The organism is Mesorhizobium sp. 43Arga (genome assembly GCF_053714255.1).
Window position 1 is genome coordinate 14,181 of the sequence record NZ_JBSKBO010000016.1, and the last position, 15,703, is coordinate 29,883.

A 15,703-nucleotide genomic window follows, 5' to 3' on the forward strand; every position below is an offset into this window, starting at 1 on the left:
GGGAGTGCAGTCCGGGTTCCTTCCCGAGTCGACACCACACGAATGCGGTAGGGCCGCATCCTGTGGCGCAACAGCCTTCGAAGCCTGCTGCGGCAGGCGCCAGGTCGTGGACTTGGCCTGTGTGCAGCTGACCTCGACTGTTCCACCCTATCACCGCTCTACAGAATAATCTCGGCGGGTCAAACATCCTTCTCTGCGGCGCGCATGCGCGCTCACGGAAGGGCTCTCCGGTTCGCACTGTTAGCAGACCACTAGAAACGTAATGGATTGGCCCAACATGTTGTCCACGGCTAAAAATTGGTGGGGAAGCGCTAAGAGAACCGAAAAGCCAAAGACTGTTGAGCAATATGACGGCGATCCCGTGACAGCGGCAGTTCTTCAGGCGTTACAAGAAACCCGAATTGCTCTTCGGCCTGATGCCCTGGCGATTGCCACGGCCCAAAGTCGAGTCAGCTCGCTGCGAGAAATGGCCGGATTGCCTGACACCCTCTCCTATCTTCTCGGAGAGATCACGCGCTTCCCGAGTGACGAGAGGCTGCAACAGATGGCAGCGCGTGCACTCGAAAGGTTCCAAGACCCGCGTGCACTGGCGGTCTGGCGCGGCATTGATTCTCGATTTCCAAGATCGCGCCATGCCTACGTACGATTCTTGCGCTGGACCATACGATTGGGGGGGATCGATGCCGGGCGCCAGATCCACGATGAACGCTACTCTGAAGAACCTAAGCAATCAGAAGACTTGTTCGTATTTGCGCGCGCTTTGATAGAGCTAAAAGATTTCGAAGACGCAGAACAATCTCTTTCGAAAATAGCTTCTTTAGACGATGCTTCCGAGTCTATCACTCTGGAAGTCGCGAAACTGTACTTATCGATGAGTCAACCAATCCGAGCACGGGAGATAATTCGCTTTTGTCAGGACCGCTTCGGTCTCACAGAGAAAAATATAAGTATCGCCTCACAGGTCGACGCAAATGTATCTGCTCTGGAAAGAGCGCTAGAGGGCAACAATGTCACCGAAGTTGACCCTCAGGAATTTCTCATAAATCACGTCTTCAAAGAGGCAACCCGTCTTCGATCGACCTCAGCGGCAACCAAGAAGGGGTTTTTGGGCCACCTAATACTGGTTAATGGCGGCCTTGGCTCCGGAGGTGCGGAGCGTCAATTGACCAATACAGCTCTTTCGATCAAATCGGCAATGAATGCGGGGCGCTCAATCGACGGGCACGATGTACTCGGTCCTGTTCAATTTCTATGTCGATCCCTCAATTCGCGTTCAGGCTCGGATTTCTTTGCTCCGCAGTTCTCCCATGCAGGATTTAACGTTCACGAATATGTGGAATTCGAAAAATTTGCTGGCCGGCCGGGATGGTCATGCCTGCGGAGCATAGTCCATTGCCTTCCCTATCTTCCGTTTCCTATGCGCGAGGGACTGGCTCAGGCGGCGGATGTCCTTCGTCAGGCGTCGCCGGATGTCATACACATCTGGCAGGACGGTTCTGTCTTGGCCTTGGGGTTAGCAGCACTTTTTGCGAACGTACCTCGCATAGTGCTGGGTGTGCGTACTTTGCCGCCTGTCGACCGAGCCGAACGAAATAAACCCGAATATCAGACAGTTTACCGATTATTATTATCCGCACCGGGTGTTGTGATTGTCTCTAATTCCTTCGCCGCCGCCAAACGTTATGAAGAGTGGCTCGATCTACCCCGCGGAACCGTGCGCGTAATTCCGAACGGTCTAGAGCCGTTGTCTTTGGAAGCTGACGAGCCAACTTTGGCGATGGCGCGGGCCTTTGATCAAAATAGCCCCCGCGGCCTTTTTACGGTGGGTTCAGCAATGCGATTTGACAACAATAAGAGGCCATTAGAGTGGCTCGATGCCGCAGCAGCCCTGGCCTCATCCCGCCCTGACGTGCGGTTCATAATGGTCGGGGACGGCCCCCTCCGTAGCGCTGCACGGGACCATGCTCAAGAACTAGGGATTGCAGATCGAGTTCTTTTCACTGGACGGTCGCAGAATGTGGGCTTTTGGCTTTCGCAGATGGATGTGTTCTTGTTGCTCTCGCGGCATGAGGGTTTGCCTAATGTCCTCATCGAGGCCCAATACTCCGGGCTACCTGTGGTGTCGACGCCAGCAGGAGGTTCTGCGGAAACTTTTGAAAACGGAAAAACGGGAACGCTGCTACCCAGCATAGATCAGCTGAATCCGGAGCAGATTGCAGGAGCGTTGAACTCCTGGAGTCGGCCTCTCGCTCAGAAGAACGCGCTTGCGCAAAAAATTCGTGACTACGCAACCGAGCGCTTTTCAATTGATAAGATGCTCGCACTAACTCTCGATGCCTACCTTAACTGAATAGGACTCGGACATCTGGCAGGGCCCTGAACGGCGCCCTTTTTGGCTAGGCAAAAGGTGAGGCTGCCTACCACCTTTTTAGACGAATGCCGCACCACTCGTGGACACCCCTCGGTGTGACCGGAAACCGAACGCACCCAGACGAAGAGCCTTATGAGATCGGCACGTCGAGGCAGTCAGATCTGGTTCATCTGCCAGCGGGCACCACCTCCTTCTCTTTGCCGCGCGAGTGAATATCGCTCGCCCAATCGGGTGATGCGAGTTCCCCGGCATCCCATAGAGATTTCCTGGGGCGGGACGCGGGCGTGGGTGACGACCTACGGTTTTTCAAACATATCAGAATTGTTGTCATCGCTTGTTGGCCAACTGGATAAAATGCTTCCTAAGGACAGACAATGCTAGACGTGAATGCAGCGCTGTTAGGCGGGTCATCCCTCCAAAACGCCGAATATCTTCATGAAATCAAGCAATTGATGCAGGAAACCGGAACCGCCACGGGTGCGCGGCGCGTGGAGCCTCGCCTTCGGGAACTGGTATCCGTTTATCCGCTGGAATTCGATGTCAACTACAACCACGTGCTCGCCTTGGAATTGTGTCGCACAAGGCATGATATGCTCTTGTTGTGGCTCCAATTGCACGAAAGGTTTCCCAAAGAACTCAAACCTTTGCGATACATCGTTCGGTGGTTCTACCGAGAAAGGCGAGTGGACGAGGCTTGCAATTTCATCGAGACTGTCCTTCCATCTGTGCCGGAAGCGGCGGATGAGTTGTTGGAAAAGGGTGAACTGTACTGCGAACTGCGTAAAAACGACACTGCGGAATCCCTCTTTACTCGGTTTATAGAACGATTTCCTGAGGATACGCGCGGAAGGATATGTTATGCGCGGCGCCTTAAGGAGTGGGGCAACAGTTTCGCGGCGTCATCAGTTTTGGACGGCCTTAACCCCGCTACGGTGGGCTCGCACGCCTCCGGGCAGTTCATTAAGGACTTGCGCGACGGCATGGCGGTCCTTGCCAAACGCTACGACGACCAGACGTTGCAGTCCCGGGACACGTCGGGGTTGGCGCTTGCCCTTGTGATCGAGAAGTACGCGTCCAGGCGCGAGGAGCCGCCAGCAACGAACAGATTGGGTAAGGTCTCCCTCATCACGGGGAGCTTGGCTGCGGGAGGAGCCGAACGCCAGATAGCGCGCGTCGGCATTCGTTTGACCGATGCTTTCCGGAACAAAAGACCGCTCGCAGGGGTCGTATTGACCGAGCCGTGCCATGTCGTGCTCAAATCGCTCAAGAGTGCGGAGGGGTACGATTTTTTTCTGCCAGCTGTGCGTCGAAACGAGGTGGAGACACGGGAGATCGATGATTTTCTTGCAGTAAGAAATCAGGACCTTCCGTTATACGACGCCGAAGTAACAATGCTTCTGCCGATGCTCCCTAAGGCTGCGGTGTACGGCATCCGGAGAATGGTAAATTATTTTCGAGATGAGAAGATCGAAGTCGCCTTTATCTGGCAGGATGGGGCAGTCCTATTTGCCGCTTTAGCAGCGCTGATAGCGGGTGTGCCGCGGATCGTAATTTCTGTTCGCGGCTTGCCACCTTCACTGCGGGTACATCTGTTCCATCCTGCTTATCGCGATATGTACCGGGCGCTCGCAGTTACACCTGGCGTGCGGTTTTCCTCCAATAGCGAGGCGGCAGTTCAGGCCTATATCGACTGGCTCAAAGTTGATAACTTGAATTTCAGCATAGTGCACAATGGCGTTTTGGTCCCCTCGCTTCCGGATGCTGACAGAGACGTAGAATTGTGGGAGGGACTGCAATCGTCGAACGCCGATGCGACTGCCACGATCGGCAGTGTCTTTCGTTTCGATACCGATAAGCGGCCTTCTCTCTGGATAGATTTCGCTTATGCTTACCTGCTGCGCCATCCAAAGACGAATATTGTACTTGTCGGCGGTGGGCGCATGCTTAAGGAGGCAAAAGAGAAGGCTGTCCGCCTCGGCATTGCCGACCGCCTGCTATTCACTGGTTTGTCCGACAATGTCGGTTTCTGGTTGCGTAAAATGGATGCATTCGTGCTGCTTTCCCGGTTTGAGGGCTTGCCCAATGCTCTTATCGAAGCGCAGTTATGCGGTGTTCCGGTTGTCACCACCCCTGCTGGCGGCGCGGCCGACACGGTAGTGGAGGGTGTCACGGGCTGCGTCCTATCCACAGTAGAACACGTAGACATGGAGGAATGCTGTGACAAGGTAGACGAGGTTCTTGCATTCAAACAGGCCGACTCGCAGACATCAGCCAAAATTCGCCTAATTGCCGAGGAGCGGTTCTCAACTGAAGCCATGGTACTTCGTACTGTCCGATTGCTCGCAGGAGACTGCGAAGGTGACGCGCTATGACTGTCGAGATCAGCCAAAAACCCGACGCGAGAGCCGTCGCAGCGGCATCAGTCGGCATTTTGCGCGCCGGCCAGGCAGGCAATATCGAAGAAGCGATCAACCTTGCTCTTGCCCACATGTCTTACGCTGCGGAGTATCCCAGACTTGCGCAAGTGTCGCTGCAAGCGTTTTTGAGGGGGAAGCGCAACGATGCCGCAACGCGACTGGTCGACAACGTGGTCGCGAAGGGCAAGGCATCGCCTGAAGTTGCCGTGTTGGCCATCCGCCATTTGCTTAGCTTAGATCGGGCAGACGACGCCTACGCCTTTGCCCGCACCCTTCTAGAGGTTAACGGAAACGTTGAACCTCGTCTTGCCGAAGCGGCGGCTCGCGCTGCTCTCGCTAGCCATAGACCAATCTCGGACGCATTGGGGATCCTCGAGACGGCTAAAGATTTTGCGAAGGACGACGGCATATTTCTCCGTGCCTACGGCGAACTTCTGCTGTCTGCCGGGCGGTACGCAGAGGCCGTCAATGTCCTCGCCCCCATCGTGTCGCAGAGGCCGAACACAACCAATACCCGGCTTCTGTTGGCTCGAGGTCTCAAGCATGCGTATCGTCTTGAAGAGGCATGCACCGAGATGTTGGCTGTTGTGGAGCTCGATCCTTCCGTAACAAACAGGCGCAGCGCAGTCGCTTTGCTGTTGCAGGTCGGGCGGGATGCTGAGGCAAAGGAACTGTATGATTCTATAGTGAGCGAACGGCAGAATAAGTTAGGAAAGACTTTTTCTGCAGGCTTGGCTACGCTCGATACGCGTCTGGATAGCGTTAAGCTCCCGCAGAAGCGGCTTGACTGGGCGTGGGAGATCGTTACCCGGAAGCTCGGATGCCCGCCATCACACAACCGCGAGGACTGGGATCGGCGCGCAAAGTGGGGACATCTGCTAGACAAACTTATTCAAGACTGGCTGGAATGCTGTATTGACAAAGCCGGAGAGATTGCCAGCTACTTCAACGTCAGCGATGCCAATAGAAATGCTATCATGGAGGCCAGTGACGAAGGCAAAGGGGTTTTACTAGTCAGCGCGCATATCGGCCCAATGTTTGCAGGCCCCATCGCCATCCACTCGTTCGGAAAGCCCTACAGATGGCTGTCGTCGACACCAAGCATCTCGACCGCCAGCTTTACGGATAGCTTGATCTCCACGGCCGATCTAAATGAAGTCCAAGTGGCGCAACGTGTCGTCGATTCATTGCGTTCTGGCTGTCTCGTCACCCTTGCCGCCGACGGAGCGATGTCGCCCAATGCGCCGCGTATCACTTGGGAAGGCAGGTCTATAACATATTCTCCGTTCTGCGCCATGCTCTCATACAAGACCAAAGTACCTACGGTCTTTACCTCTCCGATATGGGTAGAAAACCAGTTTCGTTTTGTTGTAAAGAGGCTGCCAGTCGCCGATACAGGCGAGGGGTTGAGACAGTTTTCAACACGGTGGCAGCAGGCCTTCTTCGAAGAAGTAAAGAATGTATTATCCGCAGGCCCAGAAAATCTACGTCTCAATGGCGGCATCTGGCGCAACATTTAACGGTACTCTCAGGGTCGGCGCAGCCTTCCATGGGGGTAGGTGGACGATGAGAGCACAGTAAAGAGTAAAGGGTGTCCGCGATCGATCGCAGCGGATGAGGCGATCGGTGGAATGGACGTAGAGACGCTCAACGTGGCGACTGTGACCACATCTCTCAGCCCCCATTGGCGACCGCTGAAGATGATCTGCTGCCCAGGTCCGGGGCATAGATCGGCGATAATCCGACCCGGCGTGGACGGCCGGGCGGGATGTCCGCATGGATATGCCTCGCGCCGGACGCCAATCATTTTATAAGGGTCGATCATCGTGGCAATTGGCAATTCGGCGCGCAAGCGGGACCATGCGCCATATTGCGCGAGCGCTACGGGGCCAGCACTTTCTGGTGCGGGGCTATTGGGCGCCGACGAGCGGGGACGTTGCCGAAACCAGAATGCCGCCGGTGACCGACGACACCTCAACGTGACGCGACTTGGCAAGCCCTGTCCGCCAACGGGCGGGGGACCGAACCGGCACCTGAAGCCGCCGCCTTTCAGGGCGGTGGAGAATTCATACACATATTCGATATGGCCTTAACAAGAAGGAGGGTAGTGCTTGACGAAATACCTCAATGCCTTAGTTGCCTTTTGCCGCTTGTTTGCGCTGATGGCTTTGTTGATGCCCCAGGTCGCGATCTCAGCTCCGGCACTAGATGAGTTTGCACAAGGTCGAGCCATATCGCTTGTGAATTCTGCTAAATTAGAAGCGGCGAAAATGGGAGATGGCGATATTACTTGCCATGAAACGACGACAAAAGTCGATAAAATCCCTGGGTTTGCAGGGGAATCACAAACGAGCGGCGGGCAGGGAGGAGTAGTTCTCGAGGTTAGTTCCGATCAAGATAACGAACCTAGAACCAGATCGCTGCCCGGCACTCTTCGAGAGGCTGTCGAATATGGGTATAAGCATCGAACTGCTACTCGCGTCGTATTTTCTCCAAATCTGAAAGGCCACGTGATTAAGCTCCGCTCCGCTTTACGTCCCAGCGATAACACGACGATCGATGGAGTCTGTACCGGAATCACACTTATTGCTGATGCTAATATTGCGCTTATAATTGTGGCTAATCGAACAAACATAGTTATTTCTGGAATTACACTGAGAAAATACGCTTATACGGGCGAAAACAAAGGACGAGCAGATGGTAAGGACTTCCGCGATTGTATAACGGTCTCCGGCTCTGTCGATAGGCTGGCGTTCCTTTATAATGACTTTGAGGCATGCGGCGACGGCCAGCTCGATATTACGTCAGGCGTGGGTAAGCCCATGCCTGACGCTGGGGGTCGCATGACGATCGCATTCAATCGATTTGGACATCATGATAAAGCTATGCTCATGGGAACGGACGGATGCGGCAATGCAACGCGTGGTCCCCTTGACTGCCCCGACTATGCGAATGCCAACTCTTTGCCGCTAGCGCCGCTTTATAAAGTGACGCTTTTTGCCAATTTCTTTGAATGGGCAGGGCAAAGACAGCCGCGGGTCTTCGGCCGTGTGTTGCTGGATGCTACCAACAATGTTTTTGCCTTCACCCCATTCGATCGGGGGAATGGAACTTCAGGCTCGACCTATGCTATTTTTGCAAGCAACGGCGCTTTGGTTTCAGCTCAGAACAATCTGTTCGTGGGTGTGCCATTTTTTGGTGATCCAGCCGAAGGCCTCACAACAACAACGTCGCCCGGTGTATCCAGTTCCCTTCGCGAGTCACAGGCCGCTATCCGGTCGGAAGGCAATTTAGCGTTTGGCCATGAGATTATTTCGGAAAACCGACCGGAGCTAGTGCCGCAAATCTCATATGTCGATCCCGCGGCACTCCAAAGGATCGATTTCAGGCTGCTCGGCGCCCGAGATGCTCTTGCCTGCCTAATCACACGAATAGGACCGAACGGAAAGCCGGAGTGGCCTTCGTCCTGTAAACGAGTTGCCAGGTAATAGATATTTGAACAGGAAAGGTACTTCCTTGGAATTCGCCAGCGTCAAAAAAAGGTGCGAGAACCAAAAGCTCCGAATGAATACTCTTCCGGCATTGTAAGTAGCGTCTTGATGTAGCGAAACCACAGACGGAAAATGACGATGACTAATTCCCTGCCCAACACAGGGAATAAGAGGTTCGCAAACCCCTCCCCCCGGTAATGCGATTAAATGGAACCTCCTGCCGCTCACGCTAGGGGTCCGGCCTCTTTTATTGCTTGATGGTTTCTGCCACACTGGTAACCCACCCGACGAGATAATTCAGAACTGTATCAGCTGGCTGAGTGCACTTGGTCTGAAATTGTGGTTATTCGTAGTTGGTTCGGCCGCCCCGTCTTATGCTGATATTGGTTTCGGCCGTTGTCAGAAGGCGAGGTGGGACCTCCAGTCGCGGCCCGAAGGATAGATGACCAAGTCACCGTTCAAAACCTTGCCGAGCACTCTCCGGCAGGCCGAACCGGGTTTAGCCGCCGCGCAGCCGGGGCTAGGTCAATCCGGCAACGTCGTCGACAGCCGCTTCCGGAACAACGCATCAGAGCTTCAGATCGAGTGCGGATCGAGGCTACTACCCTGACGTTCTGACGCGCAATCCAGGCAGATGCGGCAGCCCGTTTTGTGGTTTTTCGGAAGCGACTTTCAACTTTGTCTTAGGAGCATAGGATTGGAAGACGCGATTACAGTGAACCAGTCCAAAAAATTGGAGAACTTACAGTTCGCCCAGGGAATACTGAGACAAATTCGTCAGACCGCGCAGGCAGATGGTGAAAAGATGCTAACATATTTGCTCGACATGGCTTACCTTCGAAGCCAGCGATCGAATTAGGGCAACCTGGGCTACCAAAGGGGACCATGCCAAACGCGACGACCCATAACAGGGTCGGCGGCCGAGCGCTTTCCTGGCAAGCGTCAGGCGATTTTCCAGTGGCGATCACATTCGTGAAATGCCCGACAATGTTGGCCCTGCTGTGCAAGCAGGCGTTCCTCGTTGAGAGAGTGTTAGGCTCAGCATGGAATGCTTCGAACGCTCCGATAGCCAATATTGGCCTTCAACGACAGCAACCGCTCTGCTGGGGCGATGCGACGGAGCACGGTGATGTTCACCAGACGGTGGAGAGCGCGTTCGGGCCGATATACCATGGAGCACCCGCATCGAAGAGTCCGCGCCTGGCTCACAACTTTTTTCCATCCGCTTCGCTTTCGGCCAACCGTTCAGTCGTCCTGCGGTGAACCAACGGGTGGCCGCCTCCTGATGTTCCGAACGCCGTCCTATCAAGTGCCCCACGAAAGGTTCGGGAGTAATGTCGCCCAATCTCGCCTCTATAGTGCGTCCAGGGCGAGTTGAATGTTCAGTTTGCCAGGGCGGTGGCAAGGTTTTCCATTGCAACGAATGGGCGGTGTCCAATGGAACATGCTGTCCTGAGGGAACCCATCGCTTGCTTTGCCCCGGCACCTCGTTGGCGTGCCCGAAATGTGCGGGAAACGGATTGAAGCCACAACTCGAAATGTGCGGCCACTCCGAATGGGATAGCCCGGGTCCAAGATCCGCCGACATGGACCTTTGAAACATCCGTTCTGCCGCAACCGAGGCGACACGCCCATTGCATCGCGGCCAGCCTCAACGGGTATGTGCTCATGGCGATTGGTTCCTTCCTACACTCGGGCCGAAATGCCAAGAATCGTCGGCTGGCGGAATGTCAAAAAATGCGGACCACTGATGACGATGACCCGCTGCGGCGACCGAGGGTCGTCTTTGGAAAGGTCAAGAGCGGGCTGAACCGGAACCGACGAGGCGCGATCAGTTTGGCTCCTCTTGAATATCGTACCGAGGCCAGGTCGATCATCTTAGATGATGCCCAGCCTTACGGCGCGATAGCTTAGTCCGTATTCAATGGAGACACCGCAATGTTTGTTGATTACTATGAACTGTTAGAGATCAGCCCGAATGCCAACTCGGAAACGATCGAACGGATATTCCGCTATTTTGCAATGCGGTACCACCCAGACAACCAGGAGACGGGAAACGAGCCACGCTTCAGCGGTATCGTGGAAGCTCACGATACACTCAAGGATCCGGTTAAGCGTGCGCAGTACGACATTCGGTACAAGGATCACCTAACTCGCCGCCATCATTTGTCCGAAGGGGCGATGAGCGCAAAGGGCGTCGAAAGGGACAGCAGCATTCAGAAGAAGGTGCTGTCCCTACTTTATGTGAGACGCCGACAAGACGTGAACAATCCTGGCATAGGTGATCAAGAACTCGGGCGCTTATCTGGATGTCCGCGTGAGCACCTTGAGTTCCACCTCTGGTATTTGAAGTCAAAAGGCTGGCTAGCAAAAACTGAAAATGGGATGTTTGCCATCACTGTTGAAGGCATAGATCGGGCAGAGGGCGAACGCCGCACTGACGCTTCCCCAAATACCAAATTGTTGGATCACGCTCATGCGGGATGACCGGGGACGCTCGCGGGCTGGTTAGGGCCGAGGCCCCGGAAACAAAAAGCCCTTGATATGGGCGGGCGAGGCGAGAGGGGATCGTCTACACACAAATGCAGAGTGTCGCGAGCGCTCGGTGACTATTTAGGGATGGGGAGAGATGGTCGGCATCAGCAAGTTCGAGCGGGCGGTTGTCATTCAGGGCGCTCGTCCAGGCTCCGAGCGCACCGTGTTCGATGTCAACGAGGCCGCGGATATATTGCTCCGGGACATCCATTGTCAGACGGAGAAGCGCAAGGCAGCGATGCAAGCGTGCCTGCAAGTGCTGCGCGGCGAGGCTCATCCACCCGTCGCCCGAAGGGCTTTTGTCGCTGCCGCGCTTGAAGCGAATATACTGCGCGGTGACTGAGCTGGACCGTGCAGCTCCGACACTTGCTGAACGACCGACGGTAGACAAGCTAACCAAGTGACTCCATCGCGCTCCTGTGTAGGAAGCCTCCGAACGACAGGAAAAAATATTCTAATGCAACCTTGATGGCCGCAGCCGCTACTTCGTGCGCATCTTCAATCGAGAAATACGGCGTAATCCCCATAAGTCTTTAACCCGACTTTCACGCCATCTGCCTAGCAAATGGCCATCATGAGACAGTGCATGCCAGTGGCCGCGGGCCGTACCCCTCGGGTCCAAAGCGAAGCCGTTGAAGTCGGAATACTCCAAGACCAGTTCGCCGATCTGAGGAGGGGATATTCATCGCCATGCCAATCTGCACCGTGTTGTCTGCCCGTATATTGGCCGTGCAGATGCTGGCGGGCGAGGGTCTTGCGGCGGTGCTTTGGTTTGCCGGGATCAGCGTGATCAACGGCCCCCGCATCGTCCTTGCCGTCACCCAGTCGGACACCATCGATCGCGGGCCAGAGGCCACCGGAGCACGGCTTTCTCTCTTTGGAGGGCTCGCCTTGGCATCGGGTATCGCTTGGTCCTTCCTTGCCGTGCTGTCAGACGGACAGGGATTTCTCTTCTCGGCAGCACTGCCGCCGCGCGATGCGCTTGCCTTCGACGCAGACCATTTTGGCTACTTTGCCTCAGCAGAGTCTTTCTTCGATCCGGTGACGCTTTCGCTGCGCAATCGCTTAAGCGGCCGCGCCGCCTAGGAGTGTCCCGACAGGGAATTCGGCGTCGGTCCGTCACTCCCGTCGGGAAGCGCTCGTTTCTGATCGCGTCGCAGGATACCGTGAAGGCGACATCCAACAGATCGCCGATAGGGCTGCATAGTCGGCGTTCTGGCTGATTGCCCTCGTGGCGCGTGGCTCTGGCGACCTACTGCCTCGGCAGCCTCCTCAGCGATAAAACGAGCTGATCGCATCTCTCGTCACGGCATGACGGTTGCCGCCTTCTGCGCACGATGCTTCGCGCCGGCCGATGACGCTTGTCAGCGAAGCGGTACGTGCCGAAGGCGCAGCTGATCGCGATCTCGGCAGTTCGGCGCGAGGAGAGCCACGGCTCGCATCGATCCGACTTCACGGCGCGTGGCACGATGCTGCCGCCCCTCCTATCGCGACTGACGCTGTCCAAGAGCCTTTGAGAATGCCGTCGCGCTCAACTGGCAAGCAACCGAACGGAGCTTTTGATATGACATCCCTTGCACCGCTTCCCCAGATCATCATGGAGCCGATCGTCCGCAATGCCCTCCTGGAAGATCTGGGCAGAGCCGGGGACTTAACGAGCGATGCGGTCATCCCGGCCGATTGCAAGGCGACGTTTGAGCTGAACGCCCGGCAGGGCGGCGTTGTTGCCGGGCTCGACCTGGTGATGTTTGCCTTCCTTCTGGTCGATCCCGGAATCAACATACAGTTGCGGTGTCCCGAGGGCAGCAAGGTTTCGGCCAGCGAAACCATCGCCATCGTCAACGGGCCGGCACGCGGCCTGCTGACGGCGGAGCGGACCGCACTCAATTTTCTGTGCAAGTTGAGCGGCATTGCCACCGCTACAGCCGCTCTTGTCCACGCGGTGCGCGGTCATAAGGCAAAGATCATCTGCACGCGAAAGACAACGCCGGGCCTGCGTGCGCTGGAAAAATACGCCGTTCGCGCCGGCGGCGGCGCCAATCACCGCTTCGGACTCGACGACGCCGTGCTCATCAAGGACAACCACGTTGCCCTTGCTGGCGACGTCCGCACGGCAATAGAGCGGGCGCGAGGCGTGGTTGGTCACATGGTCAAGATCGAGGTCGAGGTCGACACGCTCGAACAGCTCGAGATGGCGCTCCAGGCGAAGGTCGACGCCGTGCTCCTCGACAACATGTCTGTCGAGGAGCTTTCCCAGGCTGTGGCGATGGTCGGCGGCCGCGCGGTGACCGAAGCCTCCGGTCGCGTAACACGCGCGAATGTCGCGGCCATCGCGGCAACTGGCGTCGACCTCATCTCGGTCGGCTGGCTTACCCACAGCGCCCCCATCCTCGACATCGGCCTCGACATGCCTGCCGACCGAAACTGCAACAGGCACCTGAACTAATGGAGATGACATATGAACCGGGATCGCAGGACCTTTGGCCGCAGACTGACCTGCGCCAGCACACCGCCAGTTTCACCGACTGCCGACGCAAGCCTGCTCGCAGGAGTGACGGACCAGGAACGAGCGAAGGACCGCGTGAAAGCACTGGGCCTCATTATCTGCCGCCTGGATGAGATGCGCCAGTTGGCGGCATCTCATGGGCTTGAACCGCTCGGTCATCTGCTGACCGTCGCCTTCACCGAATCCTGCGATGCGATCAGAAAGGAGCGTTCCGCCGTCCAAGACCAAACCCCAGATGTAGCGGTTCGCGCTGATGATATCAGTTGAGCGAACTCTGGAGAACCGGAGCTTTCGTTGCACAACACGAGAGCGGCCTTCATAAAGCCCCCCGTCCCGAGGCATGTTCGGAAGCACCGAACCTGGTCGATGGCTTGAGGTACGGCCTCGACCCCGCCTTGCTTGCAAGGGAAGGCGCGGCTGACCGCCTTCCCTTTTCATATTCGGCGTAGAGGAATGGGTAGCTGCTACGCGCCAGAACGACCGCGGCGATCAATCAGGCCGCGGCCTCCTTGCGGGTCCGCTTCGCAGTCGCTGGCTTTTCCGGTTCCTTCGGCTTCCGGCCGAGGCCCATGGCCTTGGCCAAGGCCGAACGTGCGGCTGCGTAGTTTGGCGCGACCATCGGATAGTCCGCGGGCAGACCCCACTTCGCGCGGTATTCGTCTGGCGACAGTCCGTAGTCAGTCGACAGGTGGCGCTTCAGGGATTTGAACTTCTTCCCGTCTTCCAGGCAGATGATGAAATCCGGCGTGACCGATTTTTTGATCGGCACGGCAGGATTGAGAGCCTCCGGCTTTGCAGACGCGACGCCACCGGCCGTGCTCCTCAGTGCTGCATGGACTTGCCCGATCAGCGCCGGGAGTTCCCCGACCGGAACTGGATTGTTCGAGACATATGCCGAGACGACATCGGCTGTGAGTTCGATCAGGGCAACAGTGGTGGTGTTGTTGGCTTCTTCTGTCACGGAAATGCTCCTTATAGCATGATCAGCAGTCGGCGAAGTTTCACCCAATAGTGACACCCACTCCCGAAAGCAATGATTGCCTTGGGAGCGCTATGGGCGATGCTCGTCCGGCGGAAGTGGAGCATGCCGTAGTGAGACCGATGGGTAGCTTCAGCGAGTGGTCGGATTATCCATCGCAAGCGCTGCGGTCTTTTGCGGTGGCCGCGTTGTCCCAGCATAGTGCTGCATCGGCAGCATGCGATGTTGTGGTCCTTTCTCGGGGACGAAAGACTGCCAACATTGGCCCCGGTCGCCGATGCTGCCACTTCTCGCCGAGCCAAGATTCGGGGTGTCTTCAATCCCAATGAAACCAATGGACTATCCCATCCCGCTCAATTGGAAGTATGGGGGTTTCGCTCGCACGTGACCCCTCAGACGCTGCTCCCGCTCCATGACGATAGATAAGGAAGGCAATGCTCAGGAAATATCCGAGTTGCAGAACTACGGCAGCGAGCGCGCCCCAAATCAACGAAATCCAGATTGATCCAGTAACATGATAGCTCCAAATCAGCAAAATTGCCAGCGCCGCTGCCGCGCCAACCAGAAATCTCGGGAAATACACTATGCGCCTCCAAACACTCACCTTCGTGGTGTTCTCCCAGATACAAAGCCCAAATCAAAATTTCACGTTTTGTATTTTGTGGCAAGTGGATCTGACTCCATTTTGTTACGTTCTATATGCCGGAGCCGCTATCTTCACTTAGGATTCGACATCCGCGCTAACGACGAAGCTGTTCGAAGTTGACGCGAAAATGAGATAATAACTGTTCTCGCCGACCCCATTCTGGCCGAGTCTGACCGATGTTCCATTGATCACCTGTGGACGAGGACTTAACGCAAGGCGGCAGACCGCCATTGTGCGAGCTGACCTCGCAAACTTACGGAGATGGGGCAATCGTTCCTCTGGGAAACTAGAGTCCAAGAAACATGTTAAGCGAGTCGAAAAGATGGAAAAAAGCCGGGCCTTGGGAGGCCCGGCCAAATACGAAGGTCGCAACCTTCCGACGGGAACGCATCCGACCGAATGGGAGGTTAAACACTCGATGCGTTCCTTTGTTAAGATATCATCGGCGACTATTCAAGATCGGAAAATCGCATCGGCCAAACATCATGCGACGTGATCGTCTGCTGGCGAAGATACTCTTCGCTAATAGAGCGAACTGACTACTGGCGCGCCGATGTCATCTTCGTTGACACCCTATTCAGCGCGGTCGGCAGAGCGCCCGATCCGAGCATTGTGCGGGGCTTTGACGGGGTCCGATCTCGTCGCTCTGGATTGCATCTCCATCCTGTTCGCGACTCTATGATAGCCGGCCACCTGACAATAGCGCGGCGATCTCGGCCTGACGCTTGGTGTCGGTTTTTGCCATAATACCTTTTGCA

Annotated in this window: 10 protein-coding genes; 9 read left to right on the forward strand and 1 reads right to left on the reverse strand. The window is 56.1% G+C overall.

Translation table 11 applies throughout. The features are described from left to right. Positions 1–262: 262 nt before the first annotated feature. From ACWGS8_RS32205 to ACWGS8_RS32245, 9 genes are all read left to right on the forward strand, one after another. Positions 263–2,350, forward strand: coding sequence for a glycosyltransferase (locus ACWGS8_RS32205; RefSeq protein ID WP_454584719.1), 2,088 nt, complete (start codon positions 263–265; stop codon positions 2,348–2,350). A 395-nt stretch (positions 2,351–2,745) separates the two neighbouring features. Then, a complete protein-coding gene (locus ACWGS8_RS32210; protein ID WP_454584720.1) occupies positions 2,746–4,743 on the forward strand; it encodes a glycosyltransferase in 1,998 nt (665 codons plus the stop codon). Continuing rightward, on the forward strand, positions 4,740–6,308 hold the full coding sequence (locus tag ACWGS8_RS32215; protein WP_454584721.1) for a hypothetical protein: 1,569 nt from the start codon (positions 4,740–4,742) through the stop codon (positions 6,306–6,308). The genes ACWGS8_RS32210 and ACWGS8_RS32215 overlap by 4 nt, the downstream gene beginning before the upstream one ends. A gap of 591 nt (positions 6,309–6,899) precedes the next feature. Next, positions 6,900–8,276: a hypothetical protein gene (locus tag ACWGS8_RS32220; protein WP_454584722.1), complete on the forward strand. Its 1,377-nt coding sequence runs from the start codon at positions 6,900–6,902 to the stop codon at positions 8,274–8,276. Positions 8,277–10,217: 1,941 nt separating this feature from the next. Further along, positions 10,218–10,766 (forward strand): DnaJ domain-containing protein, encoded by a 549-nt coding sequence (locus tag ACWGS8_RS32225; RefSeq protein ID WP_454584723.1) that lies wholly within the window; start codon positions 10,218–10,220, stop codon positions 10,764–10,766. Positions 10,767–10,908: 142 nt separating this feature from the next. Next, complete coding sequence (locus tag ACWGS8_RS32230; RefSeq protein ID WP_454584724.1) at positions 10,909–11,157, forward strand: DUF982 domain-containing protein; 249 nt, start codon at positions 10,909–10,911, stop codon at positions 11,155–11,157. Between the two features lie 347 nt (positions 11,158–11,504). Then, on the forward strand, positions 11,505–11,900 hold the full coding sequence (locus tag ACWGS8_RS32235; protein ID WP_454584725.1) for a hypothetical protein: 396 nt from the start codon (positions 11,505–11,507) through the stop codon (positions 11,898–11,900). Positions 11,901–12,378: 478 nt separating this feature from the next. Then, positions 12,379–13,260, forward strand: coding sequence for a carboxylating nicotinate-nucleotide diphosphorylase (gene nadC, locus ACWGS8_RS32240; protein ID WP_454584761.1), 882 nt, complete (start codon positions 12,379–12,381; stop codon positions 13,258–13,260). A 12-nt stretch (positions 13,261–13,272) separates the two neighbouring features. After that, positions 13,273–13,587 carry a hypothetical protein gene (locus tag ACWGS8_RS32245; protein WP_454584726.1) on the forward strand — a complete coding sequence of 105 codons (315 nt, stop codon included), beginning with the start codon at positions 13,273–13,275 and terminating at the stop codon, positions 13,585–13,587. Positions 13,588–13,813: 226 nt separating this feature from the next. Here ACWGS8_RS32245 and ACWGS8_RS32250 read toward each other — a convergent pair whose 3' ends face one another. Next, positions 13,814–14,281 (reverse strand): MucR family transcriptional regulator, encoded by a 468-nt coding sequence (locus ACWGS8_RS32250; RefSeq protein ID WP_454584727.1) that lies wholly within the window; start codon positions 14,279–14,281, stop codon positions 13,814–13,816. Positions 14,282–15,703 lie beyond the last annotated feature (1,422 nt).